This window comes from Teichococcus aerofrigidensis (assembly GCF_054073225.1).
The window spans coordinates 1-23,767 of sequence record NZ_JBSXMU010000057.1; the positions used below are offsets into that span (position 1 = coordinate 1).

Here is a 23,767-nt window from a genome sequence, read left to right on the forward strand (position 1 = left end):
GGCCTGCCATCCGCCGCCGCAGACCGGCCTGCCGCCGCTCACGCCCCAGGCCGGGGCCGCCCTCGCCCTGGCCGCCCCGCCGACCATGACGGGCGCGCCGGACAGGCCCGGTCCGGCCCGATGGCCCGCGGCGCACGGGCCGCGCGGACCGCCCCTCGCCTGAGCACCAGACCTCGCCACGCCTTCCGTCCTCTCCAGGCGGCGGCGCCCGGCCGGCACCGGCCCCGCAGGCCGCCCGCAAGGCGGCCGCCCGCCCGGCCCGTCCCGTCCTGGCCAGTGCCCGGCCGGCGGCGAAGGTGGCCCAGGCGCGAAGGAACCGTACGGTGGTGGAGCAGGGCGATGGTGGCGGCCGTGTCCGGGCCGCGCCTGCCCGCCGCAACCCGGCGAGGCCGGCGCGCCCGTCGCGCTGAGTCCTGTCACACTTCATCACCGCGGACCGGCGCCGCGGCAACGCGCCCGTTACATGGACTTCCCACCTTTCCCGTCATGGCCGCACGACGTGGCCGAGCCGGGAAAGGACCAAGATGAAAACCATGCATGCGCTGGCCCTGTTTGGCTTCTCGTTGATCATGGCCGCGCCGGCTCTGGCGCAGCCGCAGCAGACGGGCCGCCAGGGGATGGCTGGCAGGCTGTTCCAGCAGGCCGATGCCGATCGGAACGGGCGGGTGAGCGAGGCCGAGGCGCTCAACTTTCTCTCGGCCCGCTTCGCCGAGGCCGATGCGAATGGCGACGGTCAGCTGGAGCGGGGGGAGATCGCGGCTTTCATGGCGGCGCACCGTCCCGCCTCCACGCGCCCCGGTCCGGCGAAGGCCGGCGACAGCCTGCCGAAGCGGGCGGAGGCCATGTTCCGCGCCGCCGACGCGGATCGCGACGGTCGGCTCAGCCTCGCGGAGGTCCGTCCCGTGACGCTCGCCCTGTTCCGGGCGGCCGATGCGAATGGGGATGGTCAGCTGGAGCAGGGGGAGTTGCAGGGTCCCCGCCGCGGCGAGAGGCCCCAGCGCGACCGATAGCTCCGGCAGTGCGGATGCGCGGTTCCTGACACTCGATGCCGGGCGGTTCCGCGAACCGCCTGGAACGGAGGTGGGGCGGGGGGGGGGGCGGGGGGGGGCCCCGCCCCCGCCCGGGCCGTCTCAGACGAGGTCGTCCGAGCGGCCTTCCCCATAGCCAAAGGCGATGAAGTGCTGCGTCGCCGCGGCCAGGTCGGTGCCGAAGGCAGCCTGGAGATCGGCATACTTGGAGAGATAGGCGGCGGCATCGAAGGTGTCCGGCGCCCGGCCCTCGGCGATGCCGTTGCTGGCATAATGCGCCCGGCCCGCTGCCGCATCGGCTCCCAGCACGGTGATCAGGTCGCCATAGGAGGCGATGTACTCCAGCCAGTTGAAGGTCGTGGCGCGACCCTCGCCGGCACCGAACTGGATGTAGTGGACGGCGCCGTTCTCGGCGTTCGGGCCGACCGCGTTCAGGACATCGGCATTGGCGGCGAGGTAGGAGAGGCCGTCGAAGCTGACGGTGCGGCCCTCGGCATGTCCGGCCGACACGAAGTGATAGACGCCGGCGTCCCGGTTGGTGCCCAGGGCGGCGATCAGGTCGCCATAGGAGGCGATGTAGGAGAAGGGCTGGAAGCTGGCCGTCGGCCTGCCCTCGGCGAAGCCGAACTCGCCATAGTGCCATGCGGCCAGGGCGGAAACGCCTTCGCCGATGGTCAGGACATCGGGGTTCGAGGCCAGGTAGAGCTGCGGCTGGAAGTCCGGCAGGGTTCCCAGCGCCACCGCCTGGTCGGCGAAGTTCAGCTGCTCGACGCCGACCAGCCGGTCGAGATCACCGGTGATGGCGTTCTCGACGGTGACCACGCCGCCCGTGACCGTGATGGTGTAGAAGAGGCGGACGTCGGCATAGCCGGCGGTGTCGAATCCGGGGCCGCCATCGATGAAGTTGGCACCGCCGAAACCGATCAGATAGTCGTTTCCATTGTCACCATAGATATAGTCGGCACCCGCGCCGCCGCGGAGTTCCTCGCTGGCGGGCGTGCCAATGATGTTCTGGATCGGTTCGATGTAATTTCTGGCCATGGCGTTCCCGGGGGCTGTGACTGCCCACAGCATGACCAAAGCCATCTACTGTCGCAAGAGAAACGCCAAAAATTGAGAGTCGGGCCGCGAAAATGGCCTTGATCCGGGATATTCACACGATTCTGGAAGGCTTCGATGGTGGGTGCGACAGGGATTGAACCTGTGACCCCCGCCGTGTGAAGGCGATGCTCTACCGCTGAGCTACGCACCCATCGAAGTGGGGCGGGAAATACTGGCGGGCGCGGGGGCTGTCAAGCAGGCCTTCCAGGCCCCCCTTCACACGCCGCGTCCCGGCATCATCTCTCCTTCATGCGTCTTGCCATCGCCGCCGCATTGCCGCTGCTTCTCACGCTTCCGGCGCGGGCGGAACCGTTGCGGGCCGTCTATGGCGTGCAGGCGGCCGGCATGCAGGTGATGCGAGTCGAGGTGATTTTCGCCCTCGATGATCCCGCCCGCTACCGGATCGAGAGCCGGCTCAGCCTGACCGGCGTGGCGGGTTGGCTGAGCCAGGGCCGGCAGTCCAATCGCGTGGAGGGCGTCTGGGCGGGGGACCAGGCCTGGCCGATCCGCTTCACCGGCGACGGCTTCTGGCGCGGTGAGGCCCGGCGGGTGGAGATCGGCTATCGCGAAGGCCATCCGGCCCTGCTGCGGCTGTCGCCGGCGGAGGAGCCCGATCGGGAGAGCGTGCCGCCGGGGCTGCGGCACAACACCGTCGATTCCCTGACGGCTCTGGCGCAGCTGACCCGCAACCTGGCGCGGACCGGCCGCTGCGAGGGCCAGGTGGCGATCTTCGACGGCCGCCGCCGGGCCGATCTCGCCGCCCGGACCCTGGGCCGCGACCGGCTGGCGCCCTGGGGCGGGGCCTGGAGCGGCGAGGCGGTGCGCTGCGGCTTCACCGGACGGCAGATCGCCGGCTTCCGCCACGAGGATGGGCAGGAGGCGCGCGAGCCGCAGGAGGGGCTCGCCTGGATGGCCAGCCCCTGGCCCGGCGCGCCGATCGTGCCGGTGCGGGTCGAGATGCCGGGCCGCTGGCTGGGCCGGCTGACCGGCTATCTCCTGGAGGCGGCGCCGCTGGCCGGCTCAGCCGGGCAATAGGCGGCCCAGCGCCGCCGGCAGATCCTCGGGCGCCGGCACCACGGCGGCCCCGTCCGCCATCTCCGGGAGGCCGTAGCCCCAGGCGCAGAACAGGACGGGCAGGCCGGCGCCCCGGCCGGAGGCGACGTCATTGTGGTGATCGCCCACCATCACCGCGCGGTCCCTCCGCCCGCCGGCCGCCTCGAGGGTGGCCAGCACATGCGCCGGGTCCGGCTTGCGCACCGGGAAGCTGTCGCCGCCGCCGAGCGCGGCGAAGCGGTCCGTGAGGCCGAGCGCCTCGAGCAGGAGCCGCGCCGCCTTCTCCGGCTTGTTGGTGCAGACCGCCATGGTCCAGCCTTCCGCCGCCAGCCGCTCCAGCGCCTCGGGGATGCCGGGGAAGGGGCGGGTCCGCTCGCTGGCGCGGGCCTCGTAATCGGCCAGGAAGGCGGCCTCGGCGCCGGGCTCGGCGGGCAGGCCGCGGGCAGCGAAGGCGCGCTCCAGCGTCACCCGCAGGCCGTCGCCGATGAAGCGCCGCACGGCCTCGGCCGGGAAGGGCGCGAGGCCACGCGCCTGCATCAGCCGGTTCAGGCTGCCCTGGATGTCGGGCAGGCTGTCCACCAGCGTGCCGTCGAGGTCGAAGATCACGGTGCGTTGCATGACCGGCGCTCTTGCCATGTTTCGCGCGGCAATGCGATGTGACACGGGATCTCCTTGCCCGGAAAGCGGTTTTCCGGGCAGATGCGCGGCATGACCGCTGCCGCCATCCTGCTCGCCGCCGGGCTCGGGACCCGCATGAAGAGCCGCCTTCCCAAGGCGCTGCATCCGATCGCCGGCCGGCCCATGCTCAACCATCTCATCGCCGCCTGCGAGGCGGTGTTCGACCGCATCGTGGTGGTGGTCGGGCCGGAGATGGCGGCGCTGGAGCGTGCCGCCGCGCCGCATGCCACGGTGGTGCAGGCCGAGCGTCTCGGCACCGGCCATGCCGCGTTGCAGGCGGCGCCTCTGCTGGCTGATTTCCCCGGCGATGTCGCCGTGCTCTACGCCGACAATCCGCTGATCACGCCGGAGACGATGCGGCGGCTGCGCGCCGCGCGGGCCGAAGCGGGCCTGACGCTGCTGGCCATGCGCCCGGCCGATCCGGCGCGGTACGGGCGGGTGGTCCAGGACGCGGCGGGCGATGTCGCCCGCATCGTCGAGTATGCCGACGCGACCGAGGCCGAGCGCGGCATCGGCCTCTGCAACGCCGGGGTGCTCTGCGCGCCGGCGGCGGACCTCTTCCGCTGGCTGGGCGGCGTGCGCAACGACAACCGGGCCGGGGAGTACTACCTGCCCGACGTCGTGCCGCTCGCCGTCGCCGAGGGCCGGCGCGTCCGGGCGGTCGAGGCGCCGGAGGCGGAGCTGCGCGGCATCAACAGCCGCGCCGAGCTGGCCACCGCCGAGGCCGAGGTGCAGGGCGCCCTGCGCCGCGCCGCCATGGCCGGCGGCGCCACGCTGATCCAGCCGGAGAGCGTCGTGCTCTGCCATGACACGCGGCTCGGCCAGGACGTCACCATCGGGCCGAACGTGGTCTTCGGCCCCGGCGTGACGGTGGAGGACGGTGTCGAGATCCGCGCCTTCAGCCATCTGGAAGGGTGCGTGGTGCGGCAGGGCGCGGTGGTCGGCCCCTTCGCCCGCCTGCGGCCCGGCAGCGATGTCGGCCAGGGCGCGCATGTCGGCAATTTCGTCGAGCTGAAGAACGCCGTCCTCGGCGAGGGCGCCAAGGCCAACCACCTGGCCTATCTGGGCGATGCCGCAATCGGCGCGGGCAGCAATATCGGCGCCGGGACCATCACCTGCAACTATGACGGCTTCGCCAAGCACCGCACCGAGATCGGGGCGGGCGTCTTCGTCGGCTCCAACACCACGCTGGTGGCGCCGATCCGCCTGGGCGACGGCGCCTTCGCCGCCGCCGGCTCCACCCTGACCCATGACGTGGCGCCCGATGCCATGGCCTTCGGCCGCGCCCGCCCCACCGAGAAAGCCGGCGCCGCCGCCACGTTCCGCGCGGCCCGCCGCAAGGAGAAGCGCTGATGTGCGGCATCGTCGGGCTGGTGGGTCGCGAGGCGGGGGGGGGGGGGGGCCCCGCGCCTGCTGGAGGCGCTGCGCCGCCTGGAGTACCGCGGCTATGACAGCGCCGGCATCGCCACGCTGGTGGAGGGGCATATCGAGCGGCGCCGCGCCGAGGGCAAGCTCGCCAACCTCGCCGCCGTGCTGGAAGCGCGACCGCTCGGCGGCACCACCGGCATCGGCCACACCCGCTGGGCGACGCATGGCGCGCCGACCGAGCGCAACGCGCATCCGCACGGCACGCCGCTGGTCTCCGTCGTGCACAACGGCATCATCGAGAACTACGCCGAGCTGCGCGCCGAGCTGGAGGCGGAGGGCGTCGGCTTCGAGACCGAGACCGACACCGAGACGGTGGCCAAGCTGCTCGATCATCTGCTGCGCGCCGGCGCCTCGCCGGAGCAGGCGGTCTCTGCCACGCTGAAGCGCATCCGCGGCGCCTTCGGCCTGGCCATGGTCTTCGCCGGGCATCCGCGCCTGCTGATCGCGGCGCGCCAGGGCAGCCCGCTGGCCGTGGGCTATGGCGAGGGCGAGATGTATGTCGGCTCCGACGCCCTGGCCCTGGCGCCGCTGACACGCCGCGTCGCCTATCTGGAGGAGGGCGACTGGGTGGTGCTCTCCGACATGGAGGCCCGCTTCTTCGATGCCGCCGACCGGCCGGTGGAGCGCGCGGTCAGGCTCACCGCCTATTCCGGCGCCGCCGTGGGCAAGGGCAACTACCGGCACTTCATGGAGAAGGAGCTGCATGAGCACCCGGTGGTGCTGGGCGACACGCTGCGCCAGTACATCGACCCCGCCAGCCGCGCCGTCGCCCTTCCGGACCTGCCCTTCGACCCGGTGGCGCTGCCCAAGCTGACCCTGTCGGCCTGCGGATCGGCCTATCTGGCGGCCCAGGTCGGGCGCTACTGGCTGGAGGAGCTGTCGCGCATCCCGGTCGATTCCGACATCGCCAGCGAGCTGCGCTACCGCGATCCGCCGCTGCCGGCGGGGGGCGGGGCGCTGCTGGTCAGCCAGAGCGGCGAGACCGCCGACACCCTGGCGGCCCTGCGCCTGCTCAAGGCGCGCGGCCAGCGCGTGCTCTCGGTGGTCAATGTCGGCGAGAGCAGCATGGCGCGGGAGAGCGACGGCACGGTGCTGACGGTGGCCGGGCCCGAGATCGGCGTCGCCTCCACCAAGGCCTTCACCGCGCAGCTCGCCGTGCTGGCCAGCCTGGCGCTGGGGTTCGGCCGGGCGCGGGGCACGCTGAGCGCCGGGGAGGAGGCCCGGCTGACCGCCGCCCTGCTCGAGGTGCCGGGCCATGCTGCCGCCCTGCTGGAGGATGGCGCGGAGATCCAGGAGCTGGCGCGCGAGGTGGCGCAGGCGCGGGATGTGCTCTTCCTCGGCCGCGGCAGTCTCTACCCGATCGCCATGGAAGGCGCGCTGAAGCTCAAGGAACTCTCCTACATCCATGCCGAGGGCTATGCCGCCGGCGAGATGAAGCACGGCCCCATCGCCCTGATCGACGACAGCGTACCCGTCATCGCCCTCTGCCCCTCCGGCCCGCTGTTCGAGAAGACCGCCTCCAACCTGCAGGAGGCGGCGGCGCGCGGCGGCCGCATCATGGCCTTCACCGACGCCGCCGGCGCGCCCGCCCTGTCGCGCTTCGCCGAGCGGGTGGTGGTCGTGCCGGCGGTCGACCCCTTCGTCGCGCCCATCCTGCACGCCATCCCGGTGCAGTTGCTGGCCTATCATGTCGCGGTGCTCAAGGGGACGGACGTGGACCAGCCGCGCAACCTCGCCAAGGCGGTGACGGTTGAGTAGAACGGCGGAACGGATATCCCGTCCGCGCGGATGATCCGCGCGGGCAGCGGATCGCGGCGCTTGGCAGCGCCGAGGGGGCAGTCTTATGCTGCGTTGCAGCAGACGCAGACCGCGATGCTACCCGCGAGTGGAGATGGCCCATGCCCCGGCCGATGTCCCGAAAAGACTCCGCCCAGGCCGAGCTTCTGGCGCGACGATATCTTGCGAGCCGTGGCGCGGCGCCGATGGTCGATGATCCGCTGCGGGTCGCGCTGCCCCGGCTGCGCCAGGAAGTGACCGCCGCCTGCCGGCTGGCCCGTCTGGATCTGACGCTGGCGGTCGGTCTCACCATCGCCGCGCTTACCGTGGTCGTGACCGCCTGGCTGGCGCCCGTCCATGGCGGCATCCTGGTGGCGCTGCTGCATCTGCATCTGGCGCCCCTGGTGGGGCTCGGGGTCGCCATCTGGGCGGCCATCGTGATGGAGCGCTCCGGCCCCCGCCTGCTGACCGCGCGGCGGATCGCCCAGGCGCTCAGGGCCGGAAGCGTGATGGAGGCCTTCGACCTGGCGGTGACGCGGCTGCCGGCCACGGGTGCCGCCTGACCCGTGGCCGGCCCCGCCGCGGGGTCAGATCCGGCCCATCAGCAGCAGCACGATGAGGATCAGCAGAATAAGGCCGAGGCCGCCGGAAGGGCCATAGCCCCAGCCGCTGCTGTAGCCCCAGCGGGGCAGGGCACCGACCAGCAGCAGGATCACGATAATCAGCAGAATCAGGCCCATGGCATCCTCCGTCTGTGCCGCGGGCCGAATGCCCCCGGTTCCGGCTGAACGCCAGCATGACCGTTCTGTTGCAGGCGCCCTGGCGCGAAAGCGTGGCGAGGCGGGCTGACAGCGCCTTCGGGCATGCCTAACTTCTCCGCCGATGCCCGCGCGGTCTCCCGCGCCCAAGACATCGATCAGGAAGGAAGTCCGCCATGCTGGATGCTGTCGCCAAGCTGCCCCTCAAGGATCCCGATCTGCTGCGGCAGGCCAATCTCATTGATGGCGCCTGGGTGCAGGCCGAGAGCGGCAAGACGCTGGAGGTCCGCAACCCCGCCAATGGCGAACTCGTCGGCACCGTGCCCGCCATGGGCCAGGCCGAGACGCGCCGCGCCATCGAGGCCGCGAACGCCGCCTGGCCGGCCTGGCGCGCCATGCTGGCCAGCGAGCGCGCCGCCATCCTGAAGAAGCTGGCGGCGCTGATGCTGGCCAATTCGGACGACCTCGCCGCCATCATGACCGCCGAGCAGGGCAAGCCGCTGGCGGAATCGAAGGGCGAGGTGGTCTATTCCGCCAGCTTCATCGACTGGTTCGCCGAGGAGGCGCGCCGGGTGAATGGCGAGACCATCCCGCAGAACGCCAAGGGTCGCCGCATCCTCGTCACCAAGGAGCCGATCGGCGTCTTCGCCGCCATCACGCCCTGGAACTTCCCCTCCGCCATGATCACCCGCAAGGCGGGCCCCGGCTGGGCGGCGGGCTGCACCGGCGTCATCCGCCCGGCCAGCCAGACCCCGTTCTCGGCGCTGGCCATCGGCGTGCTGGCCGAGCGCGCCGGCATGCCCAAGGGCGTGTGCAACATCGTCACCGGCCCGTCCTCCGCCACCGGCAAGGAGCTGACCGGCAATCCGCTGGTGCGCAAGCTCTCCTTCACCGGCTCGACCGAGGTCGGCCGCGTGCTGCTGGAGCAGTGCGCCGCGACCATCAAGAAGACCTCGATGGAGCTGGGCGGCAACGCGCCCTTCATCGTCTTCGACGACGCCGACCTGGACGAGGCGGTGAAGGGGGCCATGGCCTCCAAGTACCGCAACACCGGACAGACCTGCGTCTGCGCCAACCGCATCCTGGTGCAGGAAGGGGTCTATGACGCCTTCGCCGAGAAGCTGAAGGCGGCCGTGCAGAAGCTGAAGGTCGGCAATGGCATGGAGGAGGGCGTCACCCAGGGCCCGCTGATCAACGGCGACGCGGTGAAGAAGGTGGAGGCGCATATCGCCGACGCGCTGGCCAAGGGCGCCAAGGTGGTGACGGGCGGCAAGCCCGATGCGCGCGGCGGCAACTTCTTCCAGCCCACCGTGCTGGCCGATGTGCCGCATGACGCCGTGATCTTCCGCGAGGAGACCTTCGGCCCCGTCGCCCCGCTCTTCCGCTTCAAGACGGAGGAGGAGGCGGTGAAGCTCGCCAACGACACGGAGTTCGGCCTCGCGGCCTATTTCTACTCCCGCGATGTCGGGCGCGTCTTCCGGGTGGCGGAGGCGCTGGAATACGGCATCGTCGGCATCAATGAGGGGATCATCTCCACCGCCGAGGCGCCCTTCGGCGGCTTCAAGCAGTCGGGCCTCGGCCGCGAGGGGTCGAGCCACGGCATCGAGGAATATCTGGAGATGAAGTACCTGGCGCTCGGCGGCATCGGCAGCTGAGGCGAGGCGGGGCCCCGCGGCGGGGCCCCGTTTCCAGGGCATGCGGCGGAGGCGGGGCAGGCGCCCGCGCTTCCGCTTCTTGACGCCGCCCTCCCGGCGCCCCTTCTTGCCGGTGGATCGCAGCAATGACGAGGGCGCCCGCCAATGAGCCAGTATGACTTCGACCTTTTCGTCATCGGCGGGGGGTCGGGCGGCGTGCGCTGCGCCCGGATCGCCGCCGGCCATGGCGCGAGGGTCGCGGTGGCCGAGGAGCGCTTCTGGGGCGGCACCTGCGTCAATGTCGGCTGCGTGCCCAAGAAGATCATGGTGCATGCCGCCGAGTACGGGCAATGGGCCGAGGAGGCGGCGGCTTTCGGCTGGGAGACGGTGCGGGGCCCGCATGACTGGGCGAAGCTCGCCGCCGCGCGCGATGCCGAGGTGGCCCGCCTGAATGGCATCTACGAGCGCCTGCTCGGCAATGCCGGCGTCACGCGCTTCGACGCCCGCGCCACCTTCATCGACCCCCATACGCTGGAGGTGGGCGGGCGGCGCGTCACCGCCGAGCGCATTGTCATCGCCGTCGGCGGCAAGCCGATGCGCCCCGAGATCCCCGGCGCCGAGCTGGGCCTGCTCTCGGACGACCTCTTCTCCCTGAAGGCCCTGCCACGGCGGGTCATCGTTGCCGGCGGCGGCTATATCGCGCTGGAATTCGCCAGCCTGCTCCGCGGCCTCGGGGCCGAGGTCGATCTGGTCTACCGTCAGCCGCTGCCGCTGCGGGGCTTCGACGAGGATCTGCGGGAGGCCATGGCCGAGGCGCTGATCAACCAGGGCATCCGCCTGCACCCCGGCCAGGAGATGGCCGCGCTGGAGCGCGCGGAGGGCGGCATCCGGCTGATCACGCGGCAGGGGCTGAGCCTGGTGGCGGACCAGGTGAAGCTCGCCGTCGGGCGCCTGCCCAACACCTCGGGGCTGGGGTTGGAGAAGGCCGGCATCGAGACCGGCCGCTCGGGCTGCATTCCGGTCACCGCCGATCAGGCGACGACCCAGCCGCATATCTTCGCTATCGGCGATGTCACCGACCAGCTCAACCTGACGCCGGTGGCGACCGCCATCGGCCATGCCCTGGCCGATACGCTGTTCGGAAAGACCCCGCGGCGGGCCAGCATCCAGAATGTGCCCACCGCTGTCTTCACCTCGCCACCCGCCGCCATGGTGGGGCTGACCGAGGAGGCCGCGGCGCGGCTGGGACCGGCCGAGATCTACATCGCCCGCTTCACGCCGATGCGCCACACCATCAGCCGCCAGCCGCGCCGGACCCTGATGAAGCTCGTCGTGGCCGAGCGGACCCGCCGTGTGCTCGGCGCGCATATGCTGGGCGAGGACGCGGCCGAGATCATGCAGGGCATCGCGGTGGCCATCGTCGCTGGCGCGACCAAGGAGGATTTCGACCGCACCGTCGGCATCCATCCGACGGCGGCCGAGGAATTCGTCACGATGCGGACGATGACGCGCCGCGTCGGCGGCTGAGGCCGGCGCCATGGGGCCGCTGCTGCGGCTGACCGTCTTCATCGGCCAGCTGCTCCGGCGCCCGCCGGCGCGGCGCAAGGCGGTGGTGATGCTGGTGGTCCTGGCCGTGGCGCTCGGCCTCGCCTGGACCGAGAAGGCGGGCTACTGGCCGCAATCCTGGCGGGTCGATCGCGCCCCGATCGGGCACAGGCTGCCCTGAGAGCGCGATCGGCTTCCGGCCCCGAGGGCGCGGCGCTCAGCCGCGCCGGACGCCCCAGGAATAGGGCATGCTGCCCTTGACGAAGCCGCTCAGGTCGCTGCGATAGGCCGTGCGCGTGACGAACTGGCCGAGCGGGATGGTGGCGACGTCGTCCTGCGCCAGCTTGTTGATCTGGTCGGCCACCGTCTTGCGGCGGTCGGCGTCCGGCGCGTCGAGCCATTCCTGGATCATGGCCTCGATGGCCGGGTTCTCGTACCAGCCGAACCAGCCCTGCCGTCCGGTGCCCTTGACCAGGGAGGAAGCGCCCGGATTGGCATAGGCCATCGCCGAGCCGTAGGTGTGGAAGATGCTCCAGCCGCCCTTCTCGACGGGTTCCTGGCTGACGCGCCGCTGCACCACCGTGCCCCAGTCGGAGTCCCGTAGGTCGACCGTCATGCCCAGATCCTGCAGCACGCTGGCGGTGAGCTGGCCGTGCGGCCCGATCAGCGGGAAGTCGGTCGGGTTGATGATCACCACCGGCTGGCCGGAATAGCCGGATTCCGCGAGCCGCGCCTTGGCGCGCGCCAGGTCGCGCGGGGGCCGCGCCAGTTCCGAGAGATCCTCGGTGCCATAGGGCGTGCCGCAGGGGAAGAGGCTGCGGCATTCCCGCCAGAGCGAGCGGTCCTCGCCGATCGTCACCTGCATGTAGTCCGCCTGCTTGACCGCCAGGGCGACGGCCTGCCGCGTCTTCAGGTCGTTGAAGGGCGGATGCAGGTGGTTCAGCCGCATCAGGCTCAGGGAGCCGGTGGGGAAGAGGGTGTCGAGCCGGAGGTTGCGGGCGCGCTGAAGGGTCGGCAGCAGGTCGTTCAGCGGCTGCTCGACCCAGTCCACCTCACCCGATTGCAGCGCCGCGGCTGCGGTCGCCGCATCCGGCATGATGTGCCATTCGACACGGGCGAAATGTGCCACCTTGCCGCCGCTGGCCCAGTCCGCCGCCTCGGACCGCGGGACATAGCCATCGAACTTCTCGTAGACGGCTCGGCTGCCGCTGACGAACTCCCCGGGACGGAAGCGGAAGGGGCCGGAGCCGATGACCTCGGCGATCTGCGTGTTGGCATCGGTCCGGGCCAGCCGCTCGGGCATGATGAAGGCGACATTGGCATCGGGCTTGGCGATGGCGTCGAGCAGCATGGGGAAGGGCCTGGTCAGCCGGATCTCCACCGTGCGGTCATCCGCCGCGCCCCAGCGCTCCACCACCTTGCCCAGCAACTGGCCGAAGGGATCGCGCTTGGCCCAGCGCGCCAGGCTGGCGGCGCAATCCTGCGCCCGCACCGGCTCGCCGTCGTGGAAGCGCAGCCCCTCGCGCAGACGGATGCGCCAGACGCGCCGGTCGTCCGAGACCGTGTGGCCCTCGGCCATCTGCGGCTGCGGCTCCTGCGCGCCATTGACGGCGTAGAGCGTGTCATAGACGTGGTAGCCATGCATCTGGGTGACGATGGCCGAGGTCCAGATCGGATCCAGCGCCGTCAGATTCGCCTGGGGCACGAAGCGCAGGGTACTGGCGCGGCTGCCCTGGGCCAGGGCGGGCGCGCCAAGCGAGGGCAGGGTGAGGGCGAGGCCGCCCAGGCCGGCCCCCTGCAGAAGCGAGCGACGCCGCATGATGGTTCCTCCCGATTTTGACAGGGAGGCTAGGCAGCGGCCCGACCGGAGGTCAAGCGAGAGGCGGCTCCGCCCAGGGCGGCGGCGGGTCCTCCGGCGCCGGCCGGCCGCGCCGCATCCGCCCGCGGGACAGTTCCGTGACGACGCCATGCAGGGTGCGCAACTCCTGCTCGGTCACCTCGCCCCGTTCGAACCAGTGGCGCAGGTTCCGCACCATGCCCGGCCGCTTCTCCCGGTTGTCGAGGAAACCACAGGCATCCAGCTCGGCGGTGAGGCGGCCGAGCAGGCCCTCCAGCTCCCCCTTCGTCGCCACGCGGGTCTCGTTGGTGACGAGCTGGCGCGGTGGCGTGCGGTCCTCGGCGGCGTTCCACCACTCATAGGCCAGGATCATCACGGCCTGCGCCAGGTTCAGCGACATGTGGTCCGGGTTCAGGGGATAGCGCACCCAGGTATCGGCATGCGCCATGTCGTCATTGTCGAGGCCGGTGCGCTCGGGGCCGAAGAGCACGGCGCTGCGCAGGCCGCGGCCGCGGCAGATCTCCACCAGGTCCTCGGCGGCGGCGCGGGCGGTGCGCAGCGGCGCCACGATATGGCGCGGCCGGGGGCAGGTGGCGAAGACGCGGTGGCAGTCGGACAAGGCCTCGGCCAGGGTGCCGTGCACCGTGGCGGCGTCGAGGATGCGGTCGGCGCCGGAGGAGGCGAACCAGGCACGCTCCTGCGGCCAGCCATCGCGCGGCGCCACCAGCCGCAGGTGGAACAGCCCGCCATTGGCCATGGCCCGCGCCGTCGTGCCGATGTTCTCGGCGAGCTGCGGGCGCACCAGCACGACGATCGGGCTCTCGCCCGGCAGCGGCTTCAGGTCGGCGCCGCCCTCGCGGCCGGTCATGGCAGGGTCATCCTCGGGGGTCCCGGTTGCGGTGCGGCCCCGATAAACCGGGCCGCGCCGCAAGGAAAGGGGCTCAGCGCCCCGGCTGCAGGAAGGTCTTCAGCATGCTGATCTCCTTCTCCTGCGCCTCGATGATCTCCTGCGCCATCTGCCGCAGCACCGGGTCCTTGCCATATTTAAGCTGGATGCGGGCCATGTCGATGGCGCCCTGGTGGTGCGGGATCATGGCGGCGGCGAAGTCGCGATCGGGGTCGCCGGTCAGCGGAATGTCCATCGCCTTGTGCATGCGCTGGCTGGCGGCCTGGAACTCGGCGGTGGAGGGGGAGGCGGCGGAGGCCGCGCCATGCTGGGCATGCTGGGCCCAGGCGGGCGTCGCGGCGAGGAGCAGGCCGGCGAGGGCGGCGAGTCGCAGGGAAGCGCAGAAGGGCATGCAGAGGGGCATGATGTCGTGCCTCCGGTCTGGGAGAAGCGAAGTCCCGCCGGCAGGAGGCGCGGCGGAAAGGGGGTGGCGCGTGGCGCCGCGCCCGTGGTGTCACCCTGACACGGGGGGAAGGCAAGACGCCGTGGCGCCCTTGCCACAACTTTTGGACTGGCGCGGGGCGCCGACGCCCCCACATGCGCCCTGCGCAGGGACGGAGGCGGCATGACCCGGCAGATCACGGCGCCGCCGCCGAGGCGGACCTTCCCCTGGCCATGGCGCGACCGCCAGGGCCGCTTCTCGGCGCTGAAGGCCATGGTCCTGGCGAGCCTCTTCCTGCCCGGCCTGTGGCTGGCGGCGCAGGCCGGACAAGGGGCGCTGGGCGGCCGGCCGATCATGGAGGCGATCCACAGCACGGGCCTCTGGGCGGTGCGGATCCTGCTCATCTCCCTGCTGGTGACGCCGCTGCGGCAATTGCTGCGCTGGCCGGAGGCGATGCTGGTGCGGCGGATGCTCGGCCTCGGCGCCCTGGCCTATGCTCTGCTGCACCTGCTGCTCTACGCGCTGGATCTGCAATGGGACCTGCCGCGCATCGCCTCCGAGATCGCGCTCCGCGTCTATCTCACCATCGGCTTCCTCGCCCTGCTGGGCCTGGCCGTGCTGGGCGCCACCTCCACCGACGGATGGGTGCGGCGGCTGGGCGGGCGCCGCTGGCAGGCGCTGCACCGTGCCGTCTATGGCATCGCTGTCCTCGCGCTGGTGCATTTCGCCCTGCAATCGAAGATCGACGTGACCGAGGCCATTCTGATGAGCGGCCTCTTTCTCTGGCTGATGGGCTATCGCCTGCTGAGGCCGGGCCCGGCGCTCTCAAGGTCCCCGGTGCCCTCAAGGCCTCTGGCGCCCTCGAGGTCCGGGGCATCCCGGCAGGGCGCGCCGGGGCCGGGGCGCCTGCTGCTGCTCGCCCTGGCCGCGGCCCTGGCAACGGCGCTGCTGGAAGCGGGGTGGTACGCGGTGGCCTCGGGCGTGCCGCCGGGGCCGGTACTGCTGGCCAATCTCGATCTCGCCTTCGGCCCTCGTCCGGCGGTCTGGGTCGGCCTGGCCGGGCTGGGGATGCTGGGGCTGCGGGCCGCCCGGCTGCTCCGCGAGCGCCTGGCGGGCGAGGCGCCGGCACGGCGCTCCGCCGCCCGGCGCCAGCCCGAAGCCTGAGGCCCCGTCGGCCGCCCGTCGGTGGCCTCAGGCGCGGCGCCAGGTGGTGCCGCCCGGTCCGTCCTCCAGCACGATGCCGCGCGCCGCGAGTTCGGCGCGGATGCGGTCGGCCGCCGCCCAGTCCCTGGCCTGCCGCGCCGCGAGGCGGGCGGCGATGGCGGTCTCGATCTCCCCGGCCTCGGCATCGTCGCCACCCTGGCGCCAGGCGCGCGGATCGCCGCCCAGCAGGCCGAGCACGGCGGCGGCCCGCCGCAGCGCCGCCGCCGCCTGTCCGGACCCCGGCTGCCAGTTGCGGCCGATCCGGTGCAGCACCGAGGCCGCCGAGCCGCCGACCGTGGCGACATTCTCCAGCGTGCGCAGGTCGCGCAGGCGGGTCAGGGCGAGGGGGGTGTTGAGATCGTCGGCCAGCGGCTCCAAAGCCCAGTCCGCCATCTCCGACACCAGGGCGTCGCCCTCCTCCGCGGCCGGCAGATCGCGTGCCAGCAGGGCGTAGAAATCGTCCAGCTCGGCCTTGGCCTCCTCCAGCCGCTCGGTGGTGTAGTCGAGGGCGGCGCGGTAGTGCGTCTTGAGCAGCAGCAGCCTGAAGGCCTCGCCGGCCCAGGGGCCATGCGCCAGGATGTCGCGGACGGTGAGGAAGTTGCCGAGCGACTTGGACATCTTCTCGCCATCGACCAGCAGCATGCCGTTGTGCAGCCAGGTGTGCGCGAAGCGTGAGCCGGGAAAGGCGCAGAGCGACTGCGCCACCTCGTTCTCGTGATGCGGGAAGAGCAGGTCGTGGCCGCCGCCATGGATGTCGAAATCGGGACCGAGATAACGCCAGGACATGGCCGAGCATTCGATGTGCCAGCCCGGCCGGCCCCGGCCCCAGGGGCTGTCCCAGCCCGGCTGGGCCTCCTCCGAGGGCTTCCACAGCACGAAATCGCCCGGCTCGCGCTTGTAGGGCGCGACCTCGACCCGCGCCCCGGCCAGCAGCTCCTCCGTGCTGCGGCCGGAGAGGCGGCCGTAATCGGCGAAGCTCGACACCGAGAAGAGCACATGGCCCTCCGCCGCATAGGCATGCCCATTGGCGATGAGCCGCTCGATCAGCGCGATCATGGCGCCGATATTGTCGGTGGCGCGCGGCTCCTCATCCGGCGGCAGGCAGCCGAGGGCGGCCATGTCGCGGTGGAAATCGGCCGTGGTGCGGGCGGTGATGGCCGCGATCGGCTCGCCGCTCTCCTGGCTGCGGGCGTTGATCTTGTCGTCCACGTCGGTGATGTTGCGGACATAGGTGACGCGGGGGTAGCGGCGGCGAAGCAGCCGGGCCAGCACGTCGAAGACCACGACCGGCCGGGCATTGCCGAGATGCGCCAGGTCATAGACCGTCGGCCCGCACACATAGAGGCGCACATGCTGCGGATCGATCGGGAGGAACGGCTCCCGCCGGCGCGTGGCGCTATTGTGGAAGGCCAGTTCGGTCATCACGCTGCCTTGTCGGCTGGTTGTCGGCACAAGCTGGCGAGGTGTGACAGATCGCCCGGTCCCGTCAACCATTTCAGCCGGGCCTCCCCGCACAGGCGGATCAGGGACCTCTATGCCTGTCTTCGCGCCATATCATAAGGAACCTTTATGATAAGCCGCGATTTCTTATAGACGGATCAATTGCGCTGCCTGATTTCTGTGCGACAGAATGGCCCTCGCATTCTCCGTCCCGCCCCCTGAGCGGCGGCCCCAAGCTGAAGGTCCCGAGCATGCCCCGAATTCTCCGCGTCGCCGCCGCCCAGATGGGGCCGACCCAGAAGGCCGATCCCCGTTCGCAGACCCTGGGCCGGCTGATCGCCCTGCTGGAACGCGCGGCGGCGGAGGGCGCCCAGCTGGTGGTGTTCCCGGAACTGGCCTTCACCACCTTCTTCCCGCGCTGGCTGCTCGATGAGGCGGCGCTCGATCCCTACTACGAGGCGGCGTTGCCCGGGCCGGAAACCCAGCCGCTGTTCGACAGGGCGCGCGAGCTCGGTGTCGGCTTCTATATCGGCTATGCCGAGAAGACCCCGGAGGGGAAGCGCTTCAACAGCGCCGTCACCGTCGGGCCGGACGGGACGATCCTGGCCAAGTACCGCAAGATGCACCTGCCGGGCTCGGTCGAGCCGCGCGAGGGCGCGCGGTTCCAGCAGCTCGAGAAGCGCTACTTCGAGTATGGCGACCTCGGCTTCCCGGCCTTCCGGGGGCCGGAAGGCTGGGGGGAGCCGGTGCTCGGCATGCTGGTCTGCAACGACCGCCGCTGGCCCGAGGCCTGGCGCGTCTATGCCTTGCAGGGCATGGAGATGATGCTCGTCGGCTACAACTCCGCGGCCTACGATCCGAACGGCGGCGAGACCGAGGATCAGGGCCTGCGCACCTTCCATTCGCAGCTCGCCGCGCAGGCCAACGCCTATATGAACGCGTGCTGGGCGGTGGCGGTGGCCAAGGCCGGCGAGGAGGACGGCTCGGGGCTGATCGGGGGCTCCTGCATCGTCGATCCGAACGGCCGCATCGTCGCCGAGACGCGGACGCTGGCCGACGAGGTGGTCGTCGCGGAGTGCGACCTCGACCTCTGCCTGCAGGGCAAGACCAAGATGTTCAACTTCGAGATGCACCGCCGCCCCGAGGCCTATGGGCTGATCTCCTCGCAGAAGGGCGCCATCGCGCCGCCGCGCAAGGCCGGCTGAGCGGATGAGCGCGGCACCCCACTCTTCCCCGGCCCTGCCCGACATCGCGCATTTCACCCATGTGCCGGACCGGCACTGGGGGCGCTGGCTGGCCGTCGCCGTCATTGTGCTGCTGCTGGCCGGGCTGGCGCGCGCCTTCGCCGTCGGCCAGATCGAATGGGACTTCGTCGGCCGCTTCCTGACCGCGCCGGCGATCATGACCGGGCTGGTCAACACCATCTGGATGACCTTCGCCGCCATGGGCCTCGGCATCCTCCTCGGCGTCACCGCCGCGGTGATGCGGATGTCGCCAAACCCCGTGTTGCAGGGCGTGGCCATGGGCTACGCTTGGCTGTTCCGCGGCACGCCGGTGATCCTGCAGCTGCTGCTCTGGTTCAACATCGCGCTGATCTTCCCGACGCTCGGCTTCGGCGACTGGTCGATGCGGACCGTCGATGTCATGACGCCGGCGCTGGCCGCCTTTCTCGGCCTCGGCATCAACCAGGGGGCCTATACCTCCGAGGTGATCCGCGCCGGCATGCTCTCGGTCGATGCCGGGCAATACGAGGCGGCCAAGGCGATCGGCATGACGCGGATGAAGGCGCTGCGCCGCATCGTCTTCCCGCAGGCCATGCGCGTCGTCATCCCGCCACTCGGCAACGAGTTCATCGGCATGGTGAAGCTGACCTCGCTCGCCAGCGTCATCCAGTTCGCCGAGATCCTGCACGCGGCGCAGAACATCTACTACGCCAATTCCCGCGTCATCGAGCTGCTGATCGTCGCCGCCATCTGGTACCTCGTCGTCGTCTCGATCCTGACGCCGCTGCAGATGCTGCTCGAACGCCGCTTCGCGCGCGGCACGGGAGGTGGCCGATGAGCGCGCAACCCGCTTCTCCGGTCTCACCCCCCTTGGTCTCGATCGTCGATGTGCGCAAGAAGTTTGGCGACTTCCAGGCGCTCGACGGCGTCTCCCTCGACGTCCGGGCCGGCGAGGTGGTCTGCATCATCGGCGCCTCGGGCTCCGGCAAGACGACGCTGCTGCGCTGCGTCAACCAGCTCGTCACCATCGACAGCGGCGCCATCTGGGTCGATGGCGAGCTGACCGGCTGGCGCATCGCGGGGAACAGGCTGCACAGCCTTTCCGAGAAGGAGGTCGCGCGGCAGCGTCTCAAGACCGGCATGGTCTTCCAGCGCTTCAATCTCTTCCCGCACATGACCGCACTCGAGAACGTCATCGAGGGCCCGGTGCAGGTGCAGGGCCGCAACCGCGCCGAGGCGGTGCGCGAGGCGGAGGCGCTGCTGGAGCGCGTCGGCCTGGCCGACAAGGCCGGCAACTATCCGGCGCAGCTCTCGGGCGGGCAGCAGCAGCGCGTCGCCATCGCCCGCGCGCTGGCCATGAAGCCGAAGCTGATGCTCTTCGACGAGCCGACCAGCGCCCTCGACCCCGAGCTGGTGGGCGAGGTGCTGGCGGCGATGAAGGAGCTGGCGGCCACCGGCATGACCATGATCGTGGTGACGCACGAGCTCGGCTTCGCCCGTGAGGTGGGTGACCGCGTGGTCTTCATGGACCGCGGCGCCATCGTCGAATCCGGCCCCGCCGCCGAGGTGCTCGCCAATCCCCGCGAGGACAGGCTGAAGGCCTTCCTCTCCGCCGTTCTCTCCTGAAGGACATCCACGATGCTCAAGGCTCTGGCGCTCGCCGCCACCATGCTGACGCCTCTCGCCGCCGCGCAGGCGGCGGAGCTGCCCGCGCGCATCACCTCGCGCGGGGCGATCGTCGCCGCCATCGTGCCGAACTACCCGCCGCTCGATCTGCGCGACCCGCAGACCAACGAGCTGACCGGCTTCGACGTCGAGCTGGGCCAGGCCCTGGCCGAGAAGCTCGGCGTCAGGATGCAGTGGCAGGAGACCAGCTTCGACCAGATGCTGGCCTCGGTGCGCACCGGCCGGGTCGACATCATCCTCTCCGGCATGTCGGACCTGAAGAGCCGGCAGGAGACGGCCACCTTCATCGACTATCTCCGCTCCGGCAGCCAGTTCTTCACCCAGCACAGCCGCGCCGCCGAGTTCCCGGAGCCGCAGGCGCTCTGCGGCAAGCGCGTCGGCGCCAGCCGGCGCACGGCGCTGCCGAACGACATCAAGGCCTTCAGCGAGGCCGAGTGCGAGGGCAAGGGCAGGCCCGCCATCGTCTATGTGCCGACCGAGGGCTCGGCCGATGCGCGCACCCAGCTTCGCCAGGGCCGCATCGATGCCGCCATGCAGGGGGGCGAGACGCTGCCCTACATCATGGGGCAGGAGCCCAACACCTATGCGCCGATCGGCGAGCCGGTGCGCTACACGCTGATGGGCATCGCCACCGGCAAGGAGGAGACGCAGCTGCAGCAGGCCCTGGTCGAGGGGCTGAAGGCGCTGATGGCCGATGGCACCTATGCGAGGCTGCTGGCCAAGTGGCAGCTCACGCCCAGCGCCATCCCGGAAATCCAGGTCAATGGCGGTGAGTGAACCGGCCGAGCGGGTGCCGCTGGCGCCCGCCAACCGCGCGCCCCTGGCGCCGGAATTCCCCTGGCCCGGCGGCCATCGCGCGGCCATGTTCCTCTCCTTCGACGTGGATGCCGAGACGGCCTGGACCGGCAACGACCCCGCTCGCTACGGCGAGCTCGTCACCATGTCCTTCGGCGGCTACGAGGCCCGCGTCGGCACGCGCAAGCTGCTGGAGCTGTTGCGCCAGCAGGGGCTGAAGGCGACCTTCTTCATCACCGGCTGGTCGGTCGAGGCGCATCCGGCGATGTGCGAGGCGATCCTGACCGAGGGGCACGAGATCGGCCACCACGGCTTCCACCATCTGATGCCGAAGCCGGGCGATCCGATGCTGGCGGAGGAGGTGGAGCGCGGATTGGAGGTGCTGAAGCGGCGCCTCGGCGTGGTGCCGCGCGGCTACCGCGCGCCCTCCGGGGAGTTCTGCGAGGAGCTTCGCGTGCTGCTGAAGCGGCGCGGCCTGCTCTACACCTCGTCCTTCCGCGACGATGTCCGGCCCTATCGCCACCTGCTCGACGATGGCACGCCCGGCCTGATCGAGCTGCCGGTGACGGCCTGCTATGACGACTGGCTGCTCGGCCTGTCGCATCGCTACAGCCGCCACACCATCCAGCCGCGCGAGGCGGTGCTGTCGATCTGGCAGGATGAGCTGGACGAGATCCGCGACTGGGGCGGCATGGTCACCACCGTGCTGCATCCGCAATGCAGCGGCCGGCCGATGCGCCTCCGGCTGCTGCGCCATTTCCTCGATTATGCCCGATCCTGCGGCGATGTCTGGATCGCGACGGGCGGGGAGATCGCCGACCACTTCGCCGCCTGCGAGGCGCGGGCCGGCTGAGCGTCGATGGGCCGGGGCACGGCGCCCCGGCCTTTTTCATCCGGCCTTTTTCATGGAGGTTGCATGTCCCGTCCGCTCCGTCACCTGGCCGTCGCGGTCCTGGCCTGCCTGGTCGCCGCCGTTCCGGCCGCGAGATCCGCGGCGGCGCAGGAGGCGTCCCTGCCCGAGCGCTTCCGCCAGCAGGGCTATCTCCGCGTCGGCATCGAGGCCACCTATCCGCCGATGGCCTACAAGGACCCGGCGACGAATGAGCGGCGTGGCGTGAACGTCGATCTCGTCACCGCCATCGGCAAGGATCTCGGCGTCGAGATCCGCTGGGAGGAGATGGCCTTCGCCCAGCTCATTCCGGCCATCACCACCGGCCGCGTCGATTTCAGCGGCAGCTCGATGACCGACCTTCCGGCGCGGCGCGAGCGGCTGAGCTTCGTCGATTACGTCAGCACCGGCGCGCAGATCTTCACCACGGCGGCCCAACGGAAGGGCGCGGAGAAGGCCACCGACTTCTGCGGCCGCAGCGTGGCGACGCCGCGCACCACCAACTACTTCCCCTCGGCCCAGGCCTGGAGCGAGAGGAACTGCGTCGCCGCCGGCAGGCCGGCCATGCAGGTGATCGGCACGGAAGGCGCCGCCGCCTCGCGCACGGACCTGCAGCAGGGACGCGCGGAAGGCGCCATCCTCGGCGCCGAATATGTCGTCTACCTGCGCCAGCTCAATCCGGGCGCCTTCGTCGAGGTGGGCGAGCCGATCACCCGCAACCTCTCCGGCATGGCCTTCCCGAAGGACACCACCGACCTGCGCGATGCCGTGGCGGCGTCGCTGCAGCGCCTGGTGGCCAACGGCACCTATCTGGAGATCCTGAGGAAGCACGGCCTGGAGCGCCAGGCCCTGCAGCGGATCAGCATCGATGCCGGCGAGAACTGAGCCGATGGAGAGGCTGATCACCGGCGCGGCGATCGTCACCTGCGACGCGGAGCGCCGCGTGCTGGCGGGCCAGGCCATTCTGCTGCGCGGCGCGCGCATCGCCGCCGTGGCGCCCGCCGAGGCGCTGGAGGCCGCGCATCCCGGCGCCGAGCGCATCGACGCGCGGGGGCTGGCCGTGCTTCCCGGCCTGGTCAACGCCCATACCCACACCGTCCTGACCGTGCTGCGGGGCACGGTGGAGGACTGGGACGGCGACATGATCTACGGCTACATGTCGCCCGTCTCCTACACCATGTCGGGCGAGGAGCGCTCGGTCATGGCGGCGCTCGGCTGCCTGGAGGCGATCCGCAGCGGCACGACGACGCTGGTCGATCCCTTCCGGCACGTCGCCTCCTATGCGGAGGCCATGGCGGCGACCGGCCTCCGGCTGTGGCTCTCGGAAAGCTGCGCCGACATCGACACGCGCCGGATCCGCCACGGCGACTACCGCGAGGACCCGGCCTTCGGCGCGCAGTTCCTCGACCGCGCCGAGGCGATGATCGAGGCGCTGCATGGCAGCCACGGCGACCGCGTGCGCTGCCAGTTGGCGGCGCATGCGCCGGACAACTGCTCGCCCGCCATGCTGCGCAAGCTGCTGGATCTCGCGGCCCGGCACGGGCTGACGCGCACCGTGCATCTGTCGCAGAGCCCGGGCGAGGTGGCGGCGGTGAAGGCGGCGCGCGGCACCACCTCCGCCGCCTATCTGGACCGCGAGGGATTTCTCGGCCACGATCTGACGGCGGCGCACTGGACCTTCTGCACGCCGGAGGATATCGGGCTGCTCGCCGCGCGCGGCGTGACCATGGCGCACACCCCGGCCAGCATCTCGCGCCGGCGCGGCATGCATCCCGCCCTGCTCGGCCTGATCCGTGACGCCGGCGTGCGTGTCGCCATCGGCACGGACAACATGACCGAGGACATGTTCCAGGCCATGAGCATCGGCTCGATTCTGCATCGCACCGGCCGGGGCCGGGAGCGGGAAGGCGGCGTGCTGCCGGGGCCGCAGACGATCCTCGATGCCGTGACGCGCGACGCCGCCGCCAGCCTCGGCGCCGCGTCGGAGATCGGCAGCATCGAGGCCGGCAAGAAGGCCGACCTGACCTTCATCGACCTGAACACGCCGGCGATGCGGCCCGTCGTGCGGCTGGTCTCGAACATCGTCCATTACGGTCACCCCGGCACCGTCCGCTCCGTGATGGTCGATGGCGACTTCATCCTGCGCGACGGCCGGGTTCTGACGGTGGATGAGCCCGCCCTGCTGCGCGAGGCGCAGTCGGTCACGCGGCGGGTCTGGGAACGCATGATCGCGCAGAACCCCGACCTGGCGCGCCCGCGCGAGGAGCTGCCCTGGCTCGACCTGTGAGAGGCGCCCCCCCCCCCCCCCCCCCGCCCGGCCCCCCCCCCCCCGCCCCCCCCCCCCCCCCCGCGGCGGGTGCTGGAC

Annotated in this window: 22 protein-coding genes, 1 tRNA gene and 1 pseudogene; 16 read left to right on the top strand and 8 right to left on the bottom strand. The window is 71.3% G+C overall.

Annotated features, from left to right (window positions below; all coding sequences use genetic code 11):
- The first annotated feature begins 524 nt into the window (after window positions 1-524).
- Window positions 525-1,010: an EF-hand domain-containing protein gene (locus ACVMLK_RS12925; protein WP_457486613.1), complete on the top strand. Its 486-nt coding sequence runs from the start codon at window positions 525-527 to the stop codon at window positions 1,008-1,010.
- Window positions 1,011-1,130: 120 nt separating this feature from the next.
- On the opposite strand, the gene ACVMLK_RS12930 is transcribed toward ACVMLK_RS12925, so the two are convergent.
- Window positions 1,131-2,069: a hypothetical protein gene (locus ACVMLK_RS12930; RefSeq protein WP_457486614.1), complete on the bottom strand. Its 939-nt coding sequence runs from the start codon at window positions 2,067-2,069 to the stop codon at window positions 1,131-1,133.
- Window positions 2,070-2,205: 136 nt separating this feature from the next.
- Window positions 2,206-2,280, bottom strand: a tRNA-Val gene (locus ACVMLK_RS12935).
- Between the two features lie 98 nt (window positions 2,281-2,378).
- On the opposite strand from ACVMLK_RS12935, the gene ACVMLK_RS12940 reads away from it, so the two are divergent.
- Complete coding sequence (locus ACVMLK_RS12940) at window positions 2,379-3,164, top strand: DUF3108 domain-containing protein (RefSeq protein WP_232477406.1); 786 nt, start codon at window positions 2,379-2,381, stop codon at window positions 3,162-3,164.
- Here ACVMLK_RS12940 and ACVMLK_RS12945 read toward each other — a convergent pair.
- Window positions 3,150-3,800, bottom strand: coding sequence for an HAD-IA family hydrolase (locus ACVMLK_RS12945; RefSeq protein WP_457486615.1), 651 nt, complete (start codon window positions 3,798-3,800; stop codon window positions 3,150-3,152). The two genes, ACVMLK_RS12940 and ACVMLK_RS12945, sit on opposite strands and share 15 nt — an antisense overlap.
- 90 nt (window positions 3,801-3,890) lie before the next feature.
- Here ACVMLK_RS12945 and glmU point away from each other — a divergent pair, with 90 nt between their 5' ends.
- From glmU to ACVMLK_RS12960, 3 genes and pseudogenes are all read left to right on the top strand, one after another.
- Window positions 3,891-5,213 (top strand): bifunctional UDP-N-acetylglucosamine diphosphorylase/glucosamine-1-phosphate N-acetyltransferase GlmU, encoded by a 1,323-nt coding sequence (gene glmU / locus ACVMLK_RS12950; RefSeq protein WP_422923610.1) that lies wholly within the window; start codon window positions 3,891-3,893, stop codon window positions 5,211-5,213.
- Window positions 5,213-7,046: pseudogene (glmS, locus tag ACVMLK_RS12955) on the top strand (glutamine--fructose-6-phosphate transaminase (isomerizing)). The gene glmU and the pseudogene glmS overlap by 1 nt, the downstream one beginning before the upstream one ends.
- 152 nt (window positions 7,047-7,198) lie before the next feature.
- The gene (locus ACVMLK_RS12960) at window positions 7,199-7,627 is read left to right on the top strand and encodes a hypothetical protein (protein WP_422923614.1); all 429 of its coding nucleotides are present in this window, start codon (window positions 7,199-7,201) and stop codon (window positions 7,625-7,627) included.
- 24 nt (window positions 7,628-7,651) lie between these two features.
- On the opposite strand, the gene ACVMLK_RS12965 is transcribed toward ACVMLK_RS12960, so the two are convergent.
- On the bottom strand, window positions 7,652-7,804 hold the full coding sequence (locus ACVMLK_RS12965) for a DUF3309 family protein (protein WP_198367917.1): 153 nt from the start codon (window positions 7,802-7,804) through the stop codon (window positions 7,652-7,654).
- Between the two features lie 194 nt (window positions 7,805-7,998).
- Between ACVMLK_RS12965 and ACVMLK_RS12970 the strand changes: the two genes are divergently transcribed.
- From ACVMLK_RS12970 to ACVMLK_RS12980, 3 genes are all read left to right on the top strand, one after another.
- Window positions 7,999-9,477 (top strand): NAD-dependent succinate-semialdehyde dehydrogenase, encoded by a 1,479-nt coding sequence (locus tag ACVMLK_RS12970; RefSeq protein ID WP_422923616.1) that lies wholly within the window; start codon window positions 7,999-8,001, stop codon window positions 9,475-9,477.
- Between the two features lie 144 nt (window positions 9,478-9,621).
- Window positions 9,622-10,983: a glutathione-disulfide reductase gene (gorA, locus tag ACVMLK_RS12975; RefSeq protein ID WP_457486616.1), complete on the top strand. Its 1,362-nt coding sequence runs from the start codon at window positions 9,622-9,624 to the stop codon at window positions 10,981-10,983.
- 10 nt (window positions 10,984-10,993) lie between these two features.
- A complete protein-coding gene (locus tag ACVMLK_RS12980; protein WP_198367915.1) occupies window positions 10,994-11,182 on the top strand; it encodes a hypothetical protein in 189 nt (62 codons plus the stop codon).
- A 36-nt stretch (window positions 11,183-11,218) separates the two neighbouring features.
- Here the strand turns inward: ACVMLK_RS12980 and ACVMLK_RS12985 are convergent, their stop codons facing one another.
- The 3 genes from ACVMLK_RS12985 to copM form a co-directional block, all read right to left on the bottom strand.
- Window positions 11,219-12,820: an ABC transporter substrate-binding protein gene (locus ACVMLK_RS12985; protein WP_457486617.1), complete on the bottom strand. Its 1,602-nt coding sequence runs from the start codon at window positions 12,818-12,820 to the stop codon at window positions 11,219-11,221.
- 52 nt (window positions 12,821-12,872) lie between these two features.
- Window positions 12,873-13,706 (bottom strand): RNA methyltransferase, encoded by an 834-nt coding sequence (locus ACVMLK_RS12990; RefSeq protein WP_457486618.1) that lies wholly within the window; start codon window positions 13,704-13,706, stop codon window positions 12,873-12,875.
- A 73-nt stretch (window positions 13,707-13,779) separates the two neighbouring features.
- A complete protein-coding gene (gene copM, locus ACVMLK_RS12995; RefSeq protein ID WP_232477405.1) occupies window positions 13,780-14,148 on the bottom strand; it encodes a CopM family metallochaperone in 369 nt (122 codons plus the stop codon).
- Between the two features lie 201 nt (window positions 14,149-14,349).
- Between copM and ACVMLK_RS13000 the strand changes: the two genes are divergently transcribed.
- The gene (locus ACVMLK_RS13000) at window positions 14,350-15,330 is read left to right on the top strand and encodes a sulfite oxidase heme-binding subunit YedZ (RefSeq protein WP_457486619.1); all 981 of its coding nucleotides are present in this window, start codon (window positions 14,350-14,352) and stop codon (window positions 15,328-15,330) included.
- Between the two features lie 27 nt (window positions 15,331-15,357).
- Here ACVMLK_RS13000 and cysS read toward each other — a convergent pair whose 3' ends face one another.
- Window positions 15,358-16,791, bottom strand: a complete 1,434-nt coding sequence (cysS, locus tag ACVMLK_RS13005; RefSeq protein WP_457486620.1) for a cysteine--tRNA ligase — start codon at window positions 16,789-16,791, stop codon at window positions 15,358-15,360.
- A 269-nt stretch (window positions 16,792-17,060) separates the two neighbouring features.
- Between cysS and ACVMLK_RS13010 the strand changes: the two genes are divergently transcribed.
- The 7 genes from ACVMLK_RS13010 (at window position 17,061) to ACVMLK_RS13040 (ending at window position 23,689) form a co-directional block, all read left to right on the top strand.
- Window positions 17,061-18,014 (top strand): N-carbamoyl-D-amino-acid hydrolase, encoded by a 954-nt coding sequence (locus ACVMLK_RS13010; RefSeq protein ID WP_457486621.1) that lies wholly within the window; start codon window positions 17,061-17,063, stop codon window positions 18,012-18,014.
- A 4-nt stretch (window positions 18,015-18,018) separates the two neighbouring features.
- Window positions 18,019-18,870, top strand: coding sequence for an amino acid ABC transporter permease (locus ACVMLK_RS13015; protein ID WP_198367909.1), 852 nt, complete (start codon window positions 18,019-18,021; stop codon window positions 18,868-18,870).
- Window positions 18,867-19,658, top strand: coding sequence for an amino acid ABC transporter ATP-binding protein (locus ACVMLK_RS13020; RefSeq protein ID WP_457486622.1), 792 nt, complete (start codon window positions 18,867-18,869; stop codon window positions 19,656-19,658). Before ACVMLK_RS13015 ends, ACVMLK_RS13020 begins: the two co-directional genes overlap by 4 nt.
- A gap of 12 nt (window positions 19,659-19,670) precedes the next feature.
- Window positions 19,671-20,495, top strand: a complete 825-nt coding sequence (locus tag ACVMLK_RS13025) for an ABC transporter substrate-binding protein (protein ID WP_457486623.1) — start codon at window positions 19,671-19,673, stop codon at window positions 20,493-20,495.
- Window positions 20,488-21,366, top strand: coding sequence for a polysaccharide deacetylase family protein (locus ACVMLK_RS13030; protein WP_457486624.1), 879 nt, complete (start codon window positions 20,488-20,490; stop codon window positions 21,364-21,366). The genes ACVMLK_RS13025 and ACVMLK_RS13030 overlap by 8 nt, the downstream gene beginning before the upstream one ends.
- A 63-nt stretch (window positions 21,367-21,429) precedes the next feature.
- Window positions 21,430-22,287, top strand: coding sequence for an ABC transporter substrate-binding protein (locus tag ACVMLK_RS13035; RefSeq protein WP_198367905.1), 858 nt, complete (start codon window positions 21,430-21,432; stop codon window positions 22,285-22,287).
- Window positions 22,271-23,689 (top strand): amidohydrolase family protein, encoded by a 1,419-nt coding sequence (locus tag ACVMLK_RS13040; protein ID WP_457486625.1) that lies wholly within the window; start codon window positions 22,271-22,273, stop codon window positions 23,687-23,689. The genes ACVMLK_RS13035 and ACVMLK_RS13040 overlap by 17 nt, the downstream gene beginning before the upstream one ends.
- Window positions 23,690-23,767: the final 78 nt, after the last annotated feature.